General features: G+C 70.7%; 1 protein-coding gene (only partly in view). It reads right to left on the reverse strand.

Annotated features, from left to right (window positions below):
* A protein-coding gene (locus ACFWF2_RS07765) for a non-ribosomal peptide synthase/polyketide synthase (protein ID WP_379305736.1) crosses the window boundary here: on the reverse strand, positions 1–24,335 show its 5' portion. It extends 19,552 nt beyond the left edge of the window; only the first 24,335 of its 43,887 coding nucleotides appear in the window; its start codon is at positions 24,333–24,335; its stop codon lies beyond the left edge, outside the window.
* Positions 24,336–24,702: the final 367 nt, after the last annotated feature.

The raw sequence follows: 24,702 nt of genomic DNA on the forward strand, positions 1-24,702 counted from the left end.
AACGGCACCTCGGCGGTGACGTCGAACGCGGTCAGCACCAGCTCCGAGAGGCGCTGCGGCAGTTCGGCACCCGTGGTCTCGATCGGCGCGAGATCGGGGATGACCTTGCCGGTCGGCACGATCACCTGGTGTGCCGCGCCCGCGACCTCGGGGTAGTAGGTGCGCAGCGACTCGTGGCGGGCGAGCACGTCGGCCACGGCCACCTGCAGCGCCTGCCGGTCGAGCAGACCCGACAGCCGCACGGCGGCCGGGATGTTGTCGACCGCGGATTCGGGGTCGAAGCGGTTGAGGAACCACATGCGCTGCTGGGCCAGCGACAGCGGCACCCGCTCGGGGCGATGCTGCGGGACCAGCGCGGCGCGGCGGTCGGTGCCGGAGTGCGTCTCGGCGCGCGCGGCCAGCCCGGCGACGGTGGAGGCCTCGAACAGCTCGCGGACGCCGATGTCGGTCTCCAGCGAGGCCGACAGGCGGGCGGCGACCTGGGTCGCGGTCAGCGAGTTGCCGCCGAGGGCGAAGAAGTCGTCGTCGAGGCCGACCCGCTCCAGGCCGAGCACGTCGGCGAAGGTGGCGGCGACGATCTCCTCGACCGGGGTGGTCGGGGCGCGGAACACCGCGGCCTCGAACACCGGCGCGGGCAGCGCCTTGCGGTCGAGCTTGCCGGAGGCGTTGAGCGGGAACTCGTCGAGGACGATGATGACCGCGGGCACCATGTAGGCGGGCAGGTTGTTGCCCAGTTCCTCGCGGGCGTCCTCGATGTCGACGGTGCGGCCCGGCGCGGCGATGACGTAGGCCACCAGCTGGTCGCCGGTGTGCTGGTCGCCGCGGACAACGACGACCGACTGGGCGACCTCGTCGAGGCCGGTCAGCGCCGACTCGATCTCGCCCAGCTCGATGCGCAGACCACGCAGCTTCACCTGGAAGTCGGTGCGGCCCAGGTATTCCAGCTCGCCGAGCTCGGTCCAGGCGACGAGGTCGCCGGTGCGGTACATGCGGGCGCCGTCGTCTTCGAAGGGGTTCGCGACGAAGCGGTCGGCGGTCAGGTCCGGCCGCGCGACATAGCCGCGCGCCAGCTGGGTGCCCGCCAGGTACAGCTCACCCGCGACACCGACCGGGACCGGCCGCAGGCGCGCGTCCAGCACGTACACCTCGGTGTTGAACACCGGGGCGCCGATCGGGACGGTGTCGGTGTCGGTGTCGACGACCTCGTGGAAGGTGACGTCGACCGCGGCTTCGGTGGGGCCGTACAGGTTGTGCAGCGCGGCGCCGGTGAGCTCGCGCAGGCGGTGCGCGGGCTTGGGCGGCAGCGCCTCACCGGAGGCGAACACCATCCGCAGCGATTCGCAGCGGGCGGCCGCGGCGTCGGCGACGAAGACCGCGAGCATCGACGGCACGAAGTGGGTGACGGTCACGCCTTCGACGCGAATGATCTCGGCCAGGTACGCCGGATCGCGATGACCGTCCGGCTTGGCGACGACCAGACGCGCACCGATCTGCAAGGGCCAGAAGAACTCCCACACCGACACGTCGAACGTGGCCGGAGTCTTCTGCAACACAACATCGTCCGCGGTGAGGCCGTAGGCGGCCTGCATCCACACCAGACGGTTGACGATCGCGCCATGGCTGACCGCCACACCCTTCGGACGACCCGTCGAACCCGACGTGAAGATCACGTACGCGGTATTCGACGGACGCAGGGGCGCCGTGCGCTCGGCATCGGTGACGCGGGTATCGGCGTAGCCGACCAGGTCGAGCAGGTCGATGCGGACCTGCGCCGTGTCGATCTCCAGGTCGGACTCCGAGGTGAGCACACACACCGGATCCGCCGTCGCCAGAATGTATTCCGTGCGCTCGGCCGGGTGATCGGGATCGAGCGGCACGTAGGCGCCACCGGCCACGCTCACCGCGTACATGCCGACGACCAGGTCGATCGAGCGGCGCATGCCCAGTGCCACATAGGTTTCCGGGCCGACGCCACGATCGATCAGCCAGCGCGCCAGGCGGTAGACCCGCTGGGCGAACTCGCCGTAGGACAGACTCGTCCCCTCGAAGGTCAGGGCGGTGGCCAGCGGGGTGCGCGCCAGCTGCGCCTCGAACATCGAGACGAGCGTGGCCTGCTGGTCGACCTCGTGCGCGGTCGCGTTCCAGTCGCGCACGACCAGTTCGCGTTCGGCGGCATCGAGCAGCTCGATATCACCGACGGCCACACCGGGTTCGGTGGTGATCGCGGTGAGCACCCGGATCAGGCGCTCGGCGATGCGGTGCACGGTGGCGGCGTCGAACAGGTCGCTCAGGTAGCCGGCCCGAATACGGAGCTGCGTGTCCAGCTGCGCGATCAGCGACAGCGGGTAGTGCGTGGCGTCGGCGGCGTCAAGGCCGGTGACGGCCATGCCGTCGATGTCGGCGGCCTGGGCCTTGATGCCCTCGGCGTCGACCGGGTAAGACTCGAAGACCACCAGCGAGTCGAACAGGCCACCGATGCCGGCGGCCGACTGGATGTCGGCCAGGCCGATGTAGTGGTGGTCGAGCAGGTCGGCCTGCTCGCCCTGGGTGCGGGTCAGCACCTCGCGCACCGATTCGGCGGCGTCGAAGCGCACGCGCACCGGGACGGTGTTGATGAACAGGCCGACCATGGATTCCACGCCGGACAGCTGCGCCGGGCGGCCCGAGACGGTGGTGCCGAACAGCACGTCGTCGCGGCCGGTCATCCGGCCGAGCACGATCGACCAGGCGACCTGCAGCACGGTGTTCGGCGTGACGCCGAGGTCGGCGGCGAGTGCGACCAGGCGGGCCGTGGCCGGCTCGTCCAGGTCGAACAGGTACTCGTCGGACAGGGCCGCGATCTCGCGGCTGGCGTCGGGGCGGGCCAGCAGGGTCGGCTCGGTGACGCCGCGCAGGGCGTCGGACCAGGCCGCCACCGACACCGAGTGATCCTGCTGGGCAACCCATTCCAGGAAGTGACGGTAGGAGCGGACGGCGGGCAGCGCGCTCGTGTCGCCGTGCAGGGCGTAGAGCGCGAGCAGGTCGCGCATGACCAGCGGCGTCGACCAGCCGTCGAGGAGGATGTGGTGGTTGGACACCACGAAGCGCCATTCGTCCTCGGCGATCTGGATCAGGGTGAACCGGATCAGCGGCGGCGCTGCCAGGTCGAAGCGGGCGTTGCGGTCGGCCTCGACGAGGTCGGCGAACTCACCGGTTTCGGTGCGGTCGTGCTCGGTCCAGGCCACCTTGGCGTGGTCGAGGACGATCTGGACGGCGTTGCCGTCGTGGTCGGTGACGAACGCGGTGCGCAGCGCCTCATGCCGGTCCAGCAGGGCCTGGGCGGCGGCGCGCAGACGGGTGGCGTCGACCCGGCCGGTGAGCGTCAGGACCGCCTGCGCGGTGTAGACGTCGACCGAGCTGGCGGCCAGGCGGGCGTGGAAGAACAGACCCGCTTGCAGCGCGGCCAGCGGCCACACCTGGGTCAGCTCGGGGTAGCGCTTCTCCCAGACGTCGATATCGCCCTGGGTGGAGCGCACCAGCGCGAAGTCGGACGGCGTGTGGCCGCCCGCGTCGGCCGAGTTGGCGTGCCGGGCGACGGCTTCCAGCGCGGTGACCCACAGGTCGGCGAACTCCCGCACCTCGGCGGCGGCGAGCAGAGTGCTCGGGTAGCCGATATTGGCGCTGAGCTTGTCGCCGACGACGATCGCGTTGACGTCCAGCGGCGCCATCGCGGGCATGTCGGCGTCGTAGGCGCCGCCGAGGGCGGCCAGCTCGGGCGCGGGGATCCAGCCGAAGCCGCGCAGCGCGTCGGGCACGTCGCTGTCGGCGACACGGCCCAGGTAGTTGAAGCTGATCTGGCCGGGCAGCTGGGCGGGCAGTTCCGCCGCGGTGTCGGCGTTCATGTACCGCAGCAGGCCGTAGCCGATGCCCTTGTCGGGCACGGCGAGCAGCTGTTCCTTGACGGCCTTGACCGCCTGGCCCAGCGCGGGGCCACCGGCCAGCGCGGCGTCGATGTCGATGCCGGCCAGGTCGAGCCGGACCGGGAAGATCGCGGTGAACCAGCCGACGGTGCGGGACAGATCGGCGCCGGGCGCGACCTCTTCCTCACGGCCGTGGCCTTCGAGGCGCACCAGCAGCGCGTCGCTGCCGGACCGGGCGGAGTCGGTGCGCGGGCCGTCGCGGTGCGCGGAGCCGTTGACCGGGATGCCCGCGCCGGTGGCGGGGACGCGCGTGGAGCGCCACTTCGCCGCGGCCAGGGCGAGCGCGGTGAGCAGACCGTCGTTGACGCCACCGTGGAACAGGGCGGGCACTGTGGTCAGCAGGGCCTTGGTGACCTCGGCGGACACCTCAACCGGCAGCTTCTCGATGACGCCGGAGACGTCGACCGCCGGGTCCATCGGCCGCTCGGTGAGCAGCGGATCCGGGGTGGCGACGACCTCGCGCCAGAAGTCGAGCTCGGCGGTGCGCTCGGGGGTGCGCGCCTCGTCGGCGAGCGCGTGCGCCCAGGCCCGCATCGAGGTGGCCGGGGCGACCAGCTCGGGCCGCTGACCGGCCGACAGCTGACCCCAGGCGGCGACGAAGTCGGGCACCAGGATGCGCCAGGAGACACCGTCGACCACGAGGTGGTGGGCGACGACGATCAAACGTCCGGCGCGGGTGGCCTTCGCCGGAGCCGCGGCTTCGGCGCCGGGCAGCGAAACCACGGGCGCCGATGCGCTCACGGCCGGCTCCAGCCACACGAACCGGACGACGACGCCCGCGGCCGGATCGAGCCGGTCGAGGCTGGCATCCAATGCGGCGGAGGCGATCTCGACGAGCTCCGCGTCGGTGACGGTCGCGTCGAAGGTGCTGTGGTCGATCAGCGCGTCGGCGTCGACAGCACCGGCCGGCGCGGTGTCGACGACCCAGCGGCCGTCGACCTGGTGCAGGCGCGAGCGCAGCATGTCGTGGCGGTCGATGACCGCGCCGACGGTGGCGGCGATGCCGGCGCGGTCGATGCCGACCGGAAGTTCCAGCGCCATGGTCTGGTTGAACCGGTCGAACGAGCCGGACCGCTCGGCCATGAACCGCACGACCGGGGTCAGCGGCAGCTCACCGACGCCGCCGCCGGGCAGCTCGGCCAGGGTGACCACGGAAGCCGCTGCCACATCGGCGGTTTCGGCGACCGAGGCGAGGCCGGCGACGGTGCGCTGCTCGAAGACGTGGCGCGGGGTGAACAGCACGCCACGGGCCTTGGCCCGCGAGACGAGCTGGATGGAGACGATCGAGTCGCCGCCAAGGGCGAAGAACGAGTCGTCGACACCGACGCGCTCGACACCGAGCACCTCGGCGAAGACCTCGGCGATGGTCTGCTCGATCGAGGTGCGCGCGGCGCGGAAGGTGACCTCGGTGGCGAACACCGGCTCCGGCAGCGCCTTGCGGTCGAGCTTGCCGACCGGGGTCAGCGGCACGTGGTCGATCACCATGATCGACGAGGGCACCATGTAGGCGGGCAGACGATCCTCGACGTGCGCGGTCAGCGCCGCGACATCGATCGAACGGCCCGGCGCGGCAACCACATACGCGACCAGCGAGACAGCGCCCGCGGTGCTCTTGTGGCCGACGGTGGTCGCGAAGTCGACGGTCTCGTGCGAGGCGAGGGCCGAGTCGATCTCGCCCAGTTCGATACGGAAACCGCGGATCTTGACCTGGAAGTCGGAGCGGCCGACGTATTCGACGGTGCCGGCGGCGGTCCAGCGCACGACGTCACCGGTGCGGTACATCCGCTCCCCCGGCACGAACGGATCGGCGACGAACCGGTCGGCGGTCAGACCGGCGCGGGCGTGGTAGCCACGCGCCAGCTGGATGCCCGACAGATACAGCTCACCCGCGACACCCACCGGAACGGGCTGGAGCTGGGCGTCCAGGATCAGCGAGCGCATGCCGCGGGTGGGGCCACCGATGGTGACCAGCTCGCCCGGCACCAGCGCGGCGCTGATGTTGGTCATGATCGTGGTCTCGGTGGGGCCGTAGCCGTTGTGGAAGGCACGGGTCGTGCCGTCCGCCAACGGAACCGCCCACTTGCTCACCAGATCGGCGGGCACCGCTTCACCACCGGCGACGAGGACCCGCAGCGAATCCAGGCCGCTCGGGTCGAAGGTCGCCAGCGCGGCGGGGGTGATGAACGCGTGGGTGACCCGCTCGGCACGGATCAGCTCGGACAGTTCGTCACCGCCGTAGACACCCGGCGGGACGACGACCAGCGCGCCGCCACGGGCCAGCGCCAGCAGCAGTTCCAGGATCGAGGCGTCGAACGAGGGCGAGGCGAAATGCAGTGCGCGGGTGTCGGAGTCGAGGGCATAGCGCTTGGCCTGCTCCTCGCCGAAGTTCGCCAGACCGGCGTGGGTGACGACGACGCCCTTGGGGACGCCGGTCGAACCGGAGGTGTAGATGACGTAGGCGGGCTGCTCGGGCGTGGTCGCGCGGACCAGCTCCGAGTCGTCGACCGGGCCGCCGTCGAAGGCGTCCAGATCCAGCTCGTCGAGCACCAGCCAGCGCGCCGATTCCGGCAGGCCATCGCGCACGGAGGCGACGGTGAGGCCGAGCGGTGAACCGGAGTCGGTGACCATGTGGGCGATGCGGTCGGCCGGGTAGGTCGGGTCGACCGGCACGAACGCGGCGCCGGTCTTGGCGACGGCCCAGGCGGCGAAGACCGAGTCGGCCGAACGCGGGACACCGACGGCGACGAGGTCTTCGGCGCCGATGCCCTCGGCGATCAGCAAGCGCGCCAGGCGGTTCGAGCGCTCATCCAGCTCGGCGTAAGACAGAGCTGTCCCCTGGAACACGACGGCATCGCCGGTCGGGTTCCGGTCGACGGCGTCGGCCAGCAGGCTGCGCAGGGTGCGCGCGGGCACCGGCGGTTCGCCGACGCGGAACACCAGGTCGGCCCGCTCGGCGGCGTCGAGGACGTCGATCGCGCCGATGGTCACCGCGGCATCGGCGGCGACGGCTTCGAGCACGCGCTCCCAGCGGGTCGCGATGGTGTCGACGGTCGCTTCGTCGAACAGCTCGGTCGCGTAGTTCAGTGCCAGCGCCATGCCGCCGCTGCCGGGCTCACCGAGCTCGGAGAGGGTGAACTGCAGGTCGAAGCGGGCGACGCTCTCGTCGAGATCGAGCGCCGACACGGCGAGGCCGGGCAGTTCCAGCGTGGTGCGGTCCAGGTTCTGGAAGGCCAGCATCACCTGGAACAGCGGGTTGCGCGACTGCGAACGCTCCGGCGCCAGCAGTTCCACCAGGCGCTCGAACGGCACGTCGGCATTGCCGTAGGCGTCGAGGTCGGCCTTGCGGGACTGCTCGAGCAGATCGGTGAAGGACTCGGCCGGGCGCACGCCGGTGCGCAGCACCAGGGTGTTGACGAACATGCCGACCAGGTCGTCGAGGGCCTGCTCACCACGGCCCGCGATGGGCGTGCCGATGGCGATGTCGTCGGAGCCGGACAGGCGCGAGAGCAGCACCGCGAGCGCGGTGTGCATGACCATGAACAGCGACGCGCCTTGACGACGCGCCACCTCGTCGAGCTTGGCGATGAGCTCCGGCGCGAGCTCGCGGTGCACGGTGGCGCCGCGATGCGAGGCGATGGCCGGGCGGGCCCGGTCGAACGGCAGGGTCAGCTCGTCGGGGACACCCGCGAGCTGGCGCTGCCAGTAGCCGACCTGGCGCGACATGAGCGAATCGGCGTCGTCCTCGGTGCCGAGGACCGCGCGCTGCCAGATCGCGAAGTCGGCGTACTGCACCGGCAGCGGCGCCCAGCCGGGCGCGGTGCCCTGGGCGCGGGCGGTGTAGGCCAGCATCACGTCGCGGGTCAGCGGCGCGATGGAGAAACCGTCGGCGGCGATGTGATGGACCACCACAACAAGGACGTGTTCGGTGTCGCTCACCTTGAACAGGCGGGCGCGCAGCGGAACCTGTTCGGCCACATCGAAACCGGTGGACACGAACTCGGTGACGGTGCCGAACAGCTGATCCTGCGCGACCGTGACCGGGCGCAGATCCAGCGAGATGCGTTCGGCCGCGACGATCTGCTGCACCGGGGTGCCGCCGTGCTCGGGGTACCGGGTACGCAGCGATTCGTGCCTGCGCACCAGGTCGGCCAGTGCCAGCGAGAGCGCCTCGGTGTCGAGGGCACCGGTCAGGCGGATGGCGACGGGCAGGTTGTAGGCGGCCGACGTGGTGTCGTACTTGTTGAGGAACCACATGCGCTGCTGCGCGAACGACAGCGGCACCAGTTCGCCCTCGGTGCGCTCGCGGGCGACGAGCGCCGCGCGGGCGGTGCCGCCGGTGTGCGATTCCACCCGGGCCGCGAGGGCTTCCACGGTGGAGGCTTCGAACAGCGCGCGCACCGGCACGGTGGCGCCGAGCGCGGCGCCGATGCGGGCGACAACGCGGGTGGCGATGAGCGAGTTGCCGCCGAGGTCGAAGAAGTCGTCGTCGACGCCGACCCGGTCAAGGCCGAGCACATCGGCGAAGACCGCGGCGACGGTCTCCTGCACCGGGGTGACCGGGGCGCGGAAGGCCCGCGCCTGCACCGCCGGAGCGGGCAGGGCGCGGCGGTCCAGCTTGCCGTTGACGGTCAGCGGGATCCATTCCAGGCGGACAAGGGCCGCCGGAACCATGTAGGCGGGCAGCTGCTCGGCGGCACCGCTGCGCACGACGTCGAGGTCGGGCTTGGCGTCGCCGTCGGCGACCACGTAGGCGACGATGCGCTGGTCACCCGGCTGGTCCTCGCGCACGATGACCGCGGCCTGGGCGATGCCCGGCTGCGCGAGGACGGCGGCTTCGATCTCACCGAGCTCGATGCGGAAGCCGCGGACCTTCACCTGATCGTCGGCGCGGCCGAGGTATTCGAGTTCGCCGAAGCGGTTCCAGCGCGCGAGGTCACCGGAGCGGTACAGGCGCGAACCCGCCTGGTTCGGGCCCGCGAGGGGGTTGGCGACGAAGCGGGTCGCCGTCAGGTCGGGGCGGCCGAGGTAGCCGCGCGCCAACTGCGGTCCGGCGACATACATCTCACCCGCGACACCGACCGGCACCGGGCGCAGCCGGCTGTCGAGCACGTACACGCCGAGGCCCGCGATGGCCCGGCCGACGACCGAACCGGCCGCGGCGGCAATAGTTTTCGCGTCGAGCGCGCGGAACGACACGTGCACCGTGGTCTCGGTGATGCCGTACATGTTGACCAGCGTCGGCGAGCTGTCGCCGTGGCGGGCGACCCAATCCGAGAGGCGGCGCAGTTCCAGCGCCTCGCCACCGAAGACGACGTAGCGCAGGGCCAGCGGTTCCAGGCCGGGGCCGGCGATCCGGTCGGCCTCGGCGAGCTGGTAGAACGCCGACGGCGTCTGGTTGAGCACCGTCACCTGCTCGACGCGCAGCAGTTCCAGGAACTGCTCGGGCGAGCGCGAGGTGTAGTAGTCGACGACGATCAGCGAGCCACCGAACAGCAGCGGGCCCCACAGCTCCCACACCGAGAAGTCGAAGGCGTAGGAGTGGAACAGCGTCCACACATCGCGCGCGCCGAAGCCGAAATCGCGATCGGTATTGGCGAACAGGCGCACCACGTTCCGGTGCGCGACCGCGACGCCCTTGGGGCGGCCGGTCGAGCCGGAGGTGTAGATGACGTAGGCGACATTGTCCGGCGAGAGCGGGGCCAGCCGGTCGGCGTCGGTGATCGGCAGGTCGTCGGCGTCCTCGACATTGCCGGTCTCCACGGCGAAACCGTCGAGCACCACCGAGGGCAGGTGCGCGGGCACCGTCACCTGGACGGTGGAATCGAGGACCACGCTGGTTGGGCGGGAATCCTCGAGCACGTAGGCGATGCGCTCGGCCGGGTAGGTCGGGTCCACCGGCACATAGCCCGCGCCGGTCTTGACGACGGCCAGCAGCGCGACGACCAGGTCGAGCGAGCGCGGCAGGATCACCGCGACCAGCGACTCCGGGCCCGCGCCGTCGGCGATCAGCCTGCGCGCCAGCACATTCGCGCCGCGGTCGAGCTCGGCGTAGGTCAGCGACTCGACACCGAACTTGGCGGCGATACGGTCCGGGTAGGCCGCGGCCGCCGCGTCGAACAGGTCGACCAGCGTCGTGTGCTTGTTGCCGAACAGGCCACGGCGGTGGCCCGCCGGGGTGCTGGCGTCGTGGATGACCGGCAGGGCGATCGCGTCGGCGCCGGAGGACACCCAGCGCTGCGCGACGTCGCGCTGTTCGGCCTCGCCGAGCAGGTCGATGTCGCCGACGATCACGTCGGGGTTCTCGGCGACGGTGCGCAGGACGCGGATCAGGCGGTCACCGAAGGCGGCGACGGTCTCGGGGTCGAACAGATCGGTGGCGTAGTTCCACGACATGGACAGCGAGCCGTCGGCGGCTTCGCCCACGGTCAGCTGCACGTCGAATTTCGCTGTGCCCGGGTCGAAGTCGACGACATTCAGATCGAGGCCGGGCAGGGCGACGGTGCCGGTGTCGGCGGCGGTGGCCGCCTCGAAGGTCAGCGCCACCTGGAACAGCGGGTGGTGAGCCTGCGAGCGGGTGGGGCTGAGCACGTCGACGAGGCGCTCGAACGGCACGTCGGCATTGGCGAACGCGGACAGGTCGACCTTGCGGACCTGGTCGAGCAGGTCACCGAAGCTGCCGCCGAGGTCGACCTCGCTGCGCAGCACCAGGGTGTTGACGAACATGCCGACGAGGTCGTCCAGGGCACGCTCGCCACGGCCCGCGATCGGGGTGCCGATGGCGATGTCGGTGCTGTTGGACAAACGCGCGGCCCAGGTGGCCAGCGCGGCGTGCATCACCATGAACAGGGTGACGCCGTGCGCGCGGGCGATGTCGGTCAGCGCGCGGTGCAGACCCGCGTCGACCGAGAAGCGGTACAGGTCACCGGCATTGGTGGCGATCTCGGGACGCGGCCGGTCGGCGGGCAGCTCGATCTGGTCGGGCAGATCACGCAACTGCTCGGTCCAGTAGCCGATCTGGCTCGCGGCGACCGACTCCGGATCGGACTCCTCGCCGAGCACCTCACGCTGCCACAGCGTGTAGTCGGCGTACTGCACCTCGAGCGGGGCCCACGCGGGAACCTCGCCGCGCACGCGCTCGGTGTAGGCCACGACGACGTCGCGCAGCAGCGGCCGCAGCGAGAAGCCGTCACCGCTGATGTGGTGCATGACCAGCACGGCCACGTGGTTGCGCTCGTCGACGCGCAGCAGGCTGGCGCGGAACGGCACCTCGCGGGTGACGTCGAAGTGCACGCTCGCCAGTTCCACGACGCGGGCGACGACCTCGTTGGCGGTCACCGGCTGGGCGGGCAGCGCGAAGCGGACCTCGTCGGCGGGCAGGACCTGCTGGTAGCCGGCGCCCTCGACCTCGGGGTAGAAGGTGCGCAGCGACTCGTGCCGCGCGGTCACGTCGGCGATGGCCGCCTCCAGCGCGGCGACGTCGAGGTCACCGGTCAGGCGGATCGCCACCGGGATGTTGTTGACGGCGGTGCGGTTGTCGAAGCGGTTGAGGAACCACATCCGCTGCTGGGCCTGTGACAGCGGCACCAGCTCGGGGCGCGGCTGCGGCACCAGCGGGATGCGCCCGCCGCGCCCGGTGGCGGTCTCGACGCGGGCCGCGAGCGCGGCGACGGTCGATGCCTCGAACAGCGCGCGCAGCGGCACCTGGGTGTCGAGCGCCTCGGACAGGCGCGCCGCGACCCTGGTGGCCACGAGCGAGTTGCCGCCGAGTTCGAAGAAGTCGTCGTCGAGGCCGACCTGACCGGCGCCGAGGACCTCGGCGAAGGTGGCGGCGACGATCTGCTGCACCGGGGTGACCGGTGCCTGGAAGGTGCGCGCGGCGAACACCGGCGCGGGCAGCGCCTTACGGTCGAGCTTGCCGGAAGCGTTGAGCGGGAAGGCGTTCAGCACCACGTACGCGGCCGGAACCATGTACACCGGCAGTTCGGCGCCGAGGGCGTCCTTGACCGCGTCGGTGTCGACGATGGAGCCCTGCTGCGGGATGACGTAGGCGACCAGCTGATCACCGGTGCGCTCGTCGGCGCGGACCACGACCACCGACTGCGCGATCTGCGGCAGCGCGGTGAGCGCGGACTCGATCTCGCCGAGCTCGATGCGCAGACCACGCAGCTTCACCTGGAAGTCGGTGCGGCCCAGGTACTCCAGCTCGCCGTCCGCGGTCCAGGTGACGAGGTCACCGGTGCGGTACATGCGCTCGCCGGGCGCGAACGGGTCGGCGACGAAGCGGTCCATGGTGAGGTCGGGGCGACCCACATAACCGTGCGCCAGCTGCACGCCCGCGAGGTAGAGCTCACCCGCGACACCGACTGGAACCGGCTTGAGCCGCGAATCCAGCACGTAGAGGCGGGTATTGAACACCGGCGCGCCGATCGGCACGGTGTCGGTGTCGGCGTCGGTGACCTCGTGATAGGTCACGTCGACCGCGGCCTCGGTCGGCCCGTACAGGTTGTGCAGCGCGGCACCGGTCAGCTCGCGCAGGCGCTGCGCGGTGGGCGAGGGCAGCGCCTCACCGGAGGCGAACACGTTGCGCAGCGAGACGCACTCGGCGGCAAGGGGTTCGGTGACGAACACGGCCATCATCGACGGCACGAAGTGCACCGTGGTGACCTGCTCGGCCGCGATCAGGCGGGCCAGGTAGGCCGGGTCGCGATGCCCGTCCGGCTTGGCGACGACCAGGCGCGCGCCGACCTGCAGCGGCCAGAAGAACTCCCACACCGACACGTCGAAGGTGGCCGGCGTCTTCTGCAGCACCACGTCGTCGGCGGCCAGCCCGTAGGCGGCGTGCATCCACACCAGGCGGTTGACGATCGCGGCATGGCTGACCGCCACACCCTTCGGCCGACCGGTCGAGCCGGAGGTGAAGATGACGTAGGCGGTGTTGTCCGAGCGCAGCGGGCGATGCCGGTCGGCGTCGGTGACCGGCTCGGCCGACTGGCCGGACAGGTCGAGCTGGTCGATGCGCACCTCGCGACCGGCCACGCCGGGCAGGGTCTCGCCGGAGGTCAGCACACACACCGGCTGCGCGGTGTCGAGGATGTGCTCGATGCGCTCGGCCGGGTGATCGGGGTCGAGCGGCACGTAGGCGCCACCGGCGGCGGACACGGCGTACATGCCGACCAGCAGGTCGATCGAGCGCCGCATGCCGAGGGCCACATACGATTCCGGGCCGACGCCCGCGTCCTTGAGCCAGCGCGCCAGCTTGCGCACGCGGACCGCGAACTCGGCATAGGACAGACTCGTCCCATCGAACGTGAGCGCGGTCGCGTCGGGCGTGCGCGCGACCTGCGCTTCGAACAGGGCGTTGAGGGTGGCCGGGTCGTCGTCGCTTGGGGTGCTCAGCGCGGCGTCGACGGCGAATTCGGTGTCGTTCCACCGGTCGAGCACCAGGGTGCGCTCGGCGGCGTCGAGCAGTTCGATGTCACCGACGGCGATCGACGGGTCGGCCACGATGCCGGTGAGCACGCGCAGCAGACGCGCGCCGAAGGTCGCGGCGAAACCGGCGTCGAAAAGGTCGGTGGCGTAGACGAGTTCGGCCTCCATGTGGCTGTCGTCGTCGGCGGGCACCTCGCTGAGCGCCAGCTGCAGATCGAACTTGGCCACGTGCTGGTCGATGCCCAGCTCGGAGACGGTGAGGCCGGGCAGTTCCAGGGTGGTGCGGCCCAGGTTCTGGAACGAGAGCATCACCTGGAACAGCGGGTGCCGCGCCTGCGAACGGGCCGGGTTGAGCACCTCGACGAGGCGCTCGAACGGCACGTCGGCGTGCGCGAAGGCGGCCAGGTCGTTCTCGCGGACCTGACCGAGCAGCTCGGCGAAGGAGACCGCGGGGTCGACCCTGGCGCGCAGCACCAGGGTGTTGACGAACATGCCGACCAGGTCGTCGAGCGCCTGCTCGCCACGACCGGCTACCGGGATGCCGACGGCGATGTCCTCGGTGCCGGACAGGCGCGACAGCAGCGCGGCGAAGGCGCTGTGCACCACCATGAACAGCGTGGTGCCGTGCTCGTGCGCGACGCGGTTCAGCGCGTCGACCAGCTCGCCTGGCACGTCGAAGCGGTGCGTGCCCGCCTGGTAGGTGGCCTGCGCGGGCCGCGACTTGTGGCCGAGGCGCAGCTCGTCGGGCAGATCGGCGAGCGCGCCGCGCCAGTAGTCGAGCTGCTCGGAGATCAGCGAGGTGGGATCGGTCTCCTCGCCGAGGGTTTCGCGCTGCCACAGCGCGTAGTCGACGTACTGCACCTCCAGCGGCGGCCAGCCCGGCTCGGCGTTGGCGGTGCGCGCCACGTAGGCGGTCATCAGGTCGCGCACCAGCGGGCGCAGCGAGAAACCGTCGGCGGCGATGTGGTGGACCACCATCACCAGCACGTGCTCGCGCTCACCGAGCTCGTAGACCCGCAGGCGGACCGGGGCGTGCGCGGTGACGTCGAAACCGCGGCGGGCGAACTCGTAGAGCGAGGTCGCCATGTCGGTCTCGTCGGCCTCGACGAGTTCCAGCTCGGGGATGGAAACGGCGGCCGCGAGGACCTTCTGGAAGGCGGTGCCGTCGTGCGAGGGGTAGACGGTGCGCAGCGACTCGTGCCGCGCGATGACGTCGGCGACCGCGCCGCGCAACGCGGGCAGATCGAGCAGGCCTTGCAGGCGGACGGCGACCGGGATGTTGTAGGTGCCGGTGTCGCCCAGGTCGAAGCGGTTGAGGAACCACATGCGCTGCTGGGAAAGCGACAGCGGCGGGTGCTCGGGCCGCTGACGCGCGGTGAGCTCGGCGCGCACGCCGGTGCCCGCATGCGATTCCACGCGGGCCGCCAGCGCGCCGACGGTGGGCGCCTCGAACAGGGTGCGCACGCCGACCTCGGCGTCGAGGGCCTTGCTCAGCCGCGCCGCGACCTGGGTGGCGACCAGCGAGTTGCCGCCGAGGGCGAAGAAGTCGTCGTCGACGCCGACGCGCTCGGCGCCGAGCAGGTCGGCGAAGATCTCGGCCACGATCTCCTCGATCGGGGTCGAGGGCGCGCGGAACACCTTGGCCTCGAACACCGGCGCCGGCAGCGCCTTGCGGTCGAGCTTGCCGGAGGCGTTGAGCGGGAACTCGTCGAGCACGACCAGCGCCGCGGGCACCATGTAGACGGGCAGCTCGGCGGTGATCCCCGCCTTCACCGCGGCGACATCGATGCTCGAATCCGCTTCGGGCACCACATAACCAACGAGCTGGTCACCGGCGTGCGCGTCGGCGCGCACGACGACGACCGACTGCGCGACGCCCGGCTGAGCCAGCAGCGTCGCCTCGATCTCGCCGAGCTCGATGCGCAGACCGCGCAGCTTGACCTGGAAGTCGGTGCGGCCCAGGTAGTTCAGTTCCCCGTCGCGGGTCCAGGTGACGAGGTCGCCGGTGCGGTACATGCGCGAACCGGCGGCGCCGTACGGGTTGGCGACGAAACGGTCGGCGGTGAGGTCGGAGCGGTTGAGGTAGCCGACGGCGAGCTGATCGCCCGCCAGATACAGCTCACCCGCGACACCGGGCGCCACCGGATGCAGACGCGAATCCAGCACGAACACCTTGGTGTTCCACACCGGACGGCCGATCGGCACCGACTCCACGTCGGTGTCGACGACCTCGTGATAGGTGACGTCGACCGCGGCCTCGGTGGGGCCGTACAGGTTGTGCAGCCGCGCGCCGGTGAGCTCGCGCAGGCGCTGCGCGGTGGGCGCGGGCAGCGCCTCACCGGAGGCGAACACCTGACGCAGCCGGACCGCGTCGCCATTGCCGTTGCTGCCGAGGGTCGACACGAACACCGACAGCATCGACGGCACGAAATGCGCTGTCGTGATGCCGCGTTCGGCGATGATCTGCGCCAGGTACACCGGGTCGCGGTGGCCGTCGGGCTTGGCGACGACCAGGCGCGCGCCGGTCTGCAAGGGCCAGAAGAACTCCCACACCGACACGTCGAAGGTGGCCGGAGTCTTCTGCAGCACCGCGTCGGCCGCGTCGATCGGGTACTCGTGCTGCATCCACAGCAGGCGGTTGACGATCGCGGCATGGTCGACCGCGACACCCTTGGGGCGGCCGGTCGAACCCGACGTGAAGATCACGTACGCGGTGTTCGACGGACGCAGGGGCGCCGTGCGCTCGGCATCGGTGATCGGCGCGGCGCTGAAATCGGCGGGCAGCTCGATGTTCTCGACCGCGAGCACGGTGACGCCGTCGGCCTCGAACGCGTCGCGACGGCTGGTGAGCACCAGCCGCGGCTGCGCGGTCTCGATGATGTGGCCGATGCGGTCGGCGGGCTGATCCGGATCGAGCGGCACGTAGGCGGCACCGGTCTGCAGCACCGCGTACATGGCGACGACGAGTTCGGTGGAGCGCCGGATCGCCAGTGCCACATGGTCACCGGGGCCGACGCCGGAGGCGATCAGGCTGCGGGCGATGCGGTTGGCCCGCTCCTGCAGCTCGCGGTAGGACAGCGACTCGTTGTCGAAGACGAGCGCGACGGCGTCCGGGGTCCGCTCGACCTGCGCGTCGAACAGCGAGACCAGGGTGCCCGCGGGCACCTCGCGCGCGGTGTCGTTCCAGTCGACGAGGACCTGCGCGTGCTCCTCGGGAGCCAGCAGATCGATGTCGCCGACGGCCACCTCGGGATCGGCGACGATGGCGGCGAAGATGTTGTCGAGCCTGCGCGCGAACGCGGCGACCGTCGACTCCTCGAAAAGGTCGAGCGCGTAGGAGAATTCGGCCGCCATGCCGCCGGCTTCGCCGTCGGTGTCCTGCACCTCGGTCAGCGTCAGCTGCAGGTCGAACTTGGCCAGCTGGGAGTCGTAGTCGATGCCGCTGACCGACAGGCCGGGCAGCTGCAGCGAGGCCTGCTTGTTGTTCTGGAACGACAGCATCACCTGGAACAGCGGGTGACGCGCCTGCGAGCGCGGCGGGTTGAGCACCTCGACGAGCCGCTCGAACGGCACGTCGGCGTGCGCGAACGCCTGCAGGTCGGTCTCGCGGGCCTGGTCGAGCAGGGCGGCGAACGGGGTCGCGCCGTCGACCTGGGAGCGCAGCACCAGGGTGTTGACGAACATGCCGACCAGGTCGTCGAGGGCCTGGTCACCACGGCCCGCCACGGGTGTGCCGATGGCGATGTCGCTGGTGCCGCTGGCGCGGGCAAGCAGCACGGCCAGCGCGCTGTGCATGACCATGAACAGCGAGGCGTTGTAGCGGCGGCCCAGTTCGACCAAGGCGCGCTGGGTGTCGCCGGAGATGACGAAGCCGTAGGTGCCGCCGCGATAGGTGGCGACCGGCGGACGCGGGTGATCGGCCGGGAGCACCAGCTCGTCGGGCAGATCGGCGAGTTCGCGGGTCCAGTAGTCGATCTCGGAGGAGATCAGCGACTTGGGGTCGTCCTCGGAACCGAGGACCTCGCGCTGCCACAGCGCGTAATCGGCGTACTGGACCGGCAATTCGGCCCAGGTCGGCGCCTCCCACGAGGTACGCGCGGCATAGGCGACGATGACATCGCGCGACAGCGGCGCCATCGACCAGCCGTCGGCGGAGATGTGGTGCACGACCATGCCGAGCACGTACTCGGTCTCGCTGATCTCGAAAAGCCGTGCGTGCAGCGGCACTTCGCTGGTCACGTCGAAGGCCATCGACGCCAGGTCGATCAGGTGGTCGATGAGGTTGTCCTCGGTGACCCGGTACGGGGTCAGGTCGGGGACGATCTGCGCGGCGTCGAGCACCACCTGCACCGGGCCGTTGCCCGACTCGGGGAACACGGTGCGCAGCGACTCGTGCCGGTCGATCACGTCGATGACGGCGACCTGCAGCGCGGCCACATCGAGCTCACCGGACAGGCGGATCGCGACCGGGATGTTGTTGACCGCCGAGGCGGTGTCGAAGCGGTTGAGGAACCACATCCGCTGCTGGGCCAGCGACAGCGGCACCAGGTCGGGCCGCTCGCGGGCGACCAGCGCCTTGCGCGCGCCGTCACCGGCCTGGGACTCCACCCGCGCGGCCAGGGCCGCGACCGTGGGCGCCTCGAACAGCATGCGCACGGGGACACGGGTGTCCAGGGCGATGCCGATGCGGGAGGCGACCTGGGTGGCGATCAGCGAGTTGCCGCCCAGCTCGAAGAAGTCGTCCTCGACACCGACGCGCGAGAGCTCGAGCACGTCGGCGAAGACCTGCGCGACGATCTGCTCGATCGGGGTCGTCGGGGCACGGAACTCGCGCACCTCGAACACCGGCGCCGGCAGCGCGCGGCGATCGAGCTTGCCGTTCACCGTCAGCGGGATGGCGGCGAGCACCATGATCGACGACGGCACCATGTAGGCGGGCAGGCGCTGCGCGACATGATCGGTCAGTGCGGGGATATCGATCGAACTACCCGGCACCGCGACGACATAGGACACCAGCGAGGTGCTGCCGCCCTTGTTCTTGTGGCCGATGCTGACCGCGAAGTCGACGGTCTCGTGCGAGGCGAGCGCGGAGTCGATCTCGCCGAGCTCGATACGGAAACCGCGGACCTTCACCTGGAAGTCGGAGCGGCCGACGTACTCGACATTGCGGTCGGCGGTCCAGCGCACCACGTCACCGGTGCGGTACATCCGCTGACCGGGCGCGTACGGGTTGGCGACGAAGCGATCCGAGGTCAGCGCGGCGCGCGCGTGGTACCCGCGCGCCATACCGACGCCGCCGATGTAGAGCTCACCGGCGACGCCCACCGGCACCGGCCGCAGGCGGTCGTCGAGGATCAGCGTGTGGACACCGCGGATCGGGCCACCGATGACGACCCGCTCCCCCGGGATCAGGCCCTCGGAGAGGTTGGAGGCGATGGTGGTCTCGGTGGGGCCGTAGACGTTGCCCAGCATGCGGCGCGAGCCGTCGGGCAGGCGCACCGCCCACTTGGTGACCAGCTCCGGCGGGACCGCCTCGCCACCGGCCGCGAGCACCCGCAGGTGATCCAGGCCGCGCGCGTCGAAGGTGGCCAGCGCGGCCGGGGTCACGAACGCGTGGGTGACCTCCTCGGTGATGAGGATGTCGCGCAGTTCCTCACCGCCGTACACACCCGGCGGGACGACGACGAGCGTGCCGCCGCGGCCCAGCGCCAGCAGCAGTTCCAGCACCGACGCGTCGAACGAGGGCGAGGCGAAATGCAGTGCGCGGGTGTCGGAGTCGAGCGAGTACAGGTCGATCTGCTCGGCACAGAAGTTGGCGACGCTGGCATGGGTGACCACGACGCCCTTGGGCACACCGGTGGAACCGGAGGTGTAGATCAGGTACGCGGGCTGCGCGGGATCGGTCGGGCGGACCAGCTCGCGCGGCGCCAGCGGGTCATCGGAGAAGTCGTCGAGATCGACGTCGTCGATCTCGATCCAGCGCACCGACTCGGGCAGCTCGCCTGCCTCGGAGGTGACGGTGATACCAACGGACACACCGGCATCGGTGATCATGTGCGCGATGCGGTCGGCCGGGTAGTTCGGGTCGACGGGTACGAACGCGGCGCCGGTCTTGGCGACCGACCACACGGCAAGCACCGACTCCAGCGAGCGCGGCACCGCGACGGCGACGAAGTCCTCGGCGCCGAGCCCCTGCTGAATCAGCAAGCGCGCCACCTGGTTCGAGCGGCGATCGAGCTCGCCGTAGGACACAGCTGTCCCCTCGAACACGACCGCGGTCGCCTCGGTGTCCAGGGCGGCCTGCGCCATCAGCTGCGGCAGCGTGCGCGCGACCGCGGCGGGCGCGCCGTAGCGGGTGACCAGGTCGGTGCGCTCGGCGTCGTCGAGCACGTCGATCGCGCCGACGGTGACGGCCGGGTCGGCCAGGATCGCGCCGAGCACGCGCCGCCAGCGCAGCAGCAGTTCCTCGACGGTCGACCGGTCGAACAGGTCGACGGCGTAGGTGAGCACGCCGGTCATGCCCGACAGCGAGCCCGAACCGGTGTGCTCCTCGGTGAGGGTCCACTGCAGGTCGAACTTGGCCATGTCGACCTCGACCTCGTCGGCATCGACCGACAGACCGGGCAGTTCCAGGGTGCCGTGCGACATCTCCTGGAACGAGAGGACCACCTGGAACAGCGGGTGGCGGGCCTGCGAACGCGACGGGTTGAGCACGTCGACGAGCCGCTCGAACGGCACGTCGGCATTGGCGAACGCGCTCAGATCGGTTTCGCGGGTCCGCGCGAGGAATTCGCTGAACGGCTGGGTCGGGTCGACGTCGGAACGCAACACCAGGGTGTTGACGAACATGCCGATCAGGTCGTCGAGCGCCTGCTCGCCACGGCCGGCGATAGGGGTGCCGACCGCGATGTCGGTGGTGCCCGACAGCCGCGCCAGCAGCACGGCCAGCGAGGCGTGCACGACCATGAACAGGGTGACGCCGTTGGCGCGCGCCAGCGCGGCCAGCTGCTCGTGGGTGTCGGCGTCGATGTCGAAGCCGACGCGCGCGCCGCGGAAGCTCTGCTGCTGCGGACGCGGGCGGTCGCTGGGCAGGTCGAGCTGGTCGGGCAGGCCGTCCAGCGCCCGCTGCCAGTAGTCGAGCTGGCGCGCGGCCATCGACGCCGGATCGCTCTCGGCGCCGAGCAGTTCGCGCTGCCACAGGGTGTAGTCGCGGTACTGCACCGGCAGCGGCGCCCAGCCGGGGGCCTCGCCCGCCGAGCGGGCCAGGTAGGCGGTGGCGACGTCGCGGGCCAGCGGACCGAAGGAGAAACCGTCGGCCGCGATGTGGTGGACGACGAAGGCGACCGCGAATTCCGGTGTGCCGTTGGTGGTTCCGCCGGTGACCTGGTAGATCCGCACGCGGATCGGCAGTTCCAGGGTGACGTCGAAACCGGTGGAGGCGAAGTTGATCAGCTCGTCGTGCAGCAGCGACTGGTCGATCGGGGTCACCGTGATGCCCAGGTCGAACTCGTCGGCGCCGAGCACCTGCTGGAAGCCGCCGTCGGCGTCAGGGAAGATCGTGCGCAGCGATTCCTGGCGCACGACGACATCGTTGAGTGCGGCGATCAGCGCGTCGACGTCGACGCGGCCCTTCATCCGCACGACGAAGGGCAGGTTGTAGGTCGGCGCGGCGGGGTCGAACTGGTTGATGAACCACATCCGCTGCTGCGCCAGCGACAGCGGCACCTGATCCGGATGCTGCTGGGCGACCAGCGGCGGACGCGCGGCCGAAACATCCGCAGGCGAGGCGGCTTCGGCGCGCGCGGCAAGCCCGGCCACGGTCGGGGTCTCGAACAGCGCGCGCACACCGAGCTGGATGCCGAACGCGGCGCCGATCCGGGCGACGACCTGGGTGGCGACCAGCGAGTTGCCGCCGAGTTCGAAGAAGTTGTCGTCGGCGCCGACCCGCTCCTGGCTGAGCACATCGGCGAAGATGCCGGCCACGATCTGCTCGGCCGGGGTGCGCGGTGCGCGGAAATCGCCCGCGGCAGCGCTGAACACGGGCTCGGGCAGGGCCTTGCGGTCCAGCTTGCCCGAGGTGTTGAGCGGGAACGCGTCGAGCACCATGATCGACGCGGGCACCATGTAGGTGGGCAGCTTCTCGGACACGAAACGGGTCAGCGTCGCCGGATCGGCGGACTGGCCGGGCGCGGACACGATGTAGGCCACCAGCTGCTGGCCGGTCGCGGTGTCGACCACGAGCACCGCGGCCTGGCTGACGGTCGGGTGCGCGAGCAGGTCGGTCTCGATCTCGCCGAGCTCGATGCGCTGACCGCGGAACTTCACCTGGAAGTCGGTGCGGCCGATGTACTCCAGGACGCCGTCGGCGTTCCAGCGCACCAGGTCACCGGTGCGGTACATGCGCTCGCCGGGGGCGCCGACCGGGTTGGCGACGAAGCGGTCCGAGGTCAGGTCGGGGCGGCCGCGGTAGCAGCGGGCCAGCTGACGGCCCGCCAGGTACAGCTCACCCGGCGCGCCGATCGCGGCCGGGCGCAGGCGCGAATCCAGTACGTAGACTTCGACATTCCACTCGGGGATACCGATCGGCACCGTGACGGTGTCGGCCTCGGTGGCCTCCCAGTAGGTGACCGAGACCGCGGCCTCGGTCGGGCCGTACAGGTTGTGCAGGCCCGCGGTGGAGATCGCGCGCAGACCGGCGGCGGTCTCCGGCGGCAGCGCCTCACCGATGACGAAAACCGCACGCAGCGTCGAGCATTGGGCCTGGGTGGCGTGCGAGACGAAGACGGTGAGCATGGACGGCACGAAGTCCGTCACGGTGACGCCGTGGCGTTCGATCATGTCCGCGACATAGAGCGGGTCGCGGTGGCCGTCGGGTGAGGCGATGACCAGCTTGGCGCCGACCATCAGCGGCAGGAAGTAGCCCCACAGCGACACGTCGAAGGTGGTGGCGGTCTTCTGCAGGTAGACGTCGTCCGCGGTCAACCGGTACTCGTCGAGCATCCACAGCTCTTGGTTGACGATCGCGTGGTGGGTGACCGCGACGCCCTTGGGGCGGCCGGTCGAACCCGAGGTGTAGATGACGTAGGCGGTGTTGTCCGGGCGCAGCGGCGCCAGGCGCTCGGCGTCGGTGATCGGGGTGTCGGCGAACGCGGTGGTGTCGAGGGTGTCGATCTCCACCCTGGCCACGGTGTCCGGGAGGTCCAGGTCGTCGCCGGTGGTGGTCAGCACGCAGACCGGTGCCGCGGACTCGAGGATGTAGGCGGTGCGGTCGGCCGGGTGGTCCGGGTCGATCGGCACGTAGGCGCCACCGGCCCGCAGCACGGCGTGCATGCCGATGACCAGGTCCAGCGAGCGGCGCATGCCCAGCGCCACCAGCGACTCCGGGCCGACCCCGTCGGCGATCAGGAACCGGGCCAGCTGGTTGACCCTGGCGCCGAACTCGGCGTAGGTGAGGGTCTCGCCCTCGAAGTCGAGGGCGATGTTGTCCGGGGTCAGCGGGATCTGCGCGTCGAGCAGCGCGGGCAGGGTGGTCGCGGGGACCTCGTGCGCCGAGTCGTTCCACTCGGTCAGCGAGCGCTCCAGCTCGGCCGCGCCGGTGACGGGCAGGCTCCACACCGGCGCCACCGCGTCGGCGGCCAGGAAACGGTCGAAGAACTCGAGGAACCGGCTGTGGTGGGTGGCCGCGTCGGCCGCCGAGTACAGGTTCGGGTTGGTCTCGAAGTCGATGTGCGAGCGGGTGCCGCCGTGCGACTGATAGAAGTTGACGCCGAGGTCCTCGATGGAACCGGTGGAGAGCACGTTGAGCGTGCCGTCCATGTCACCGAAGCGCAGCTCGTTGTCGAACAGCATGATGTTGACCCACGGGCCGAAGAACTCCGTGGCGACCATGCCGTCACCCGCCGAGTCGCGGCGGATGTCCTCGTGGCGGTAGCGCTGGTGGCGCAGCGCGCCGGAGACCTCGGTGGTGACCGAGCGCAGCAGGTCGGCGACGGTGGTGTCGTGGCCGACGCGCAGGCGCAGCGGGACGATGTTGGAGGTCACACCGCCGGAGCGGCGCATCACGGCGGTGGTGCGGCCGGTCACGGGCAGGCTGAGGATGACGTCCTCGGTGCCCGTGATCTGTGCCAGGTATGCCGCGAAACCGGCGATCAGCAGCGGGGCCGAGGTGGTGTCGTGGCGGGTGATGGCATCGCTGAACAGGGTGTCCTGCGCCGGGCTCAGTGCCGCGCTGGTGACATCGTTGACCGGCGACGGCGCCGCCGAGCGGCCGGTGAGGCTGCTGCCCTCTTCCAGTCCGGCCACGCGCTGAGCCCAGTGCGCCTTGTCGGATTCGAAGCGGGTGCTGTCGCGGTAGGCGATCTCCGACTCGTAGAGCGTGCGCAGATCGGTGGCCTTGTCGGCCGGTGCCTCGGTGCCGGTGACGGCCGCGGTGTAGAGCTGTGCCGTGCGGGTGACGAAATTGTTGGCGCCGAAACCGTCGAGCACGATGTGGTGGACGCGGGCATACCAGTACCAGCGCTCGTCCTCGAGCTGTAGCGCGGCGGCCTGGACCAGGCGGTCCTTGACGATGTCGAGCGGGCGGCTGTACTCGCCGCGCATCCACTCCGCGGCGGCGGCCTCGGGGTCGGCCTCGCCGCGCAGGTCGACATAGATCAGCGTGTCGTCCTGGGTGAGGTCGACGGTCTGCCTCGGTTCGCCGTCGATCTCGACGATGCGCAGGAAGCCCGACTGCTGCTCCGCGGCGGCCTCGGAGCTGGCGCGCTCGAGGGTCGCGACATCGAGGCGACCACGCAGGTCGACGAACTGGGCGATGTTGATCGGCACCAGCGGGTCGACGTGCTGCGCGTACCAGATACCCAGCTGTGCGGGCGAGAGCGGGAAGTACTCCGCAGAGTCTCCACGTCCGTCACCAGTTTCGCCGTTTCCGCCGAAATCCAGCCGGTCCAACCCAAACCTCGTTTCCGGAACACCCGAGCAGGCGCTCCCCCGACGACACCGGAACGCAGGCGCCTCAGCCAGAACTAGCTTGGCGCCTGCGTCTCGGGTTCAATTCTCGAAATCAATCAGGCAAAAAATGTCCATTGGCACTATCTGTCGGCCCGTCCGATCTTGTTACATGGCCGAGACCATGCTCATGATCGAGGACCCGGCAGCGCCGGTGTGCTCTTCGCAAACCATCGCACCAATCTACCGGTGCGCTCGCCAGGCAACCAACCACCTCCATAGCGACGCGACATCGGCCCAGGTAGACCGCAAGCGGCCCGTTAGCTGACGCTTGTCTGTGCGCTCACATCGTCGCGCGAGCACCTCCGCA

Source organism: Nocardia sp. NPDC060259 (assembly GCF_042728775.1).
Lineage (GTDB): Bacteria > Actinomycetota > Actinomycetes > Mycobacteriales > Mycobacteriaceae > Nocardia.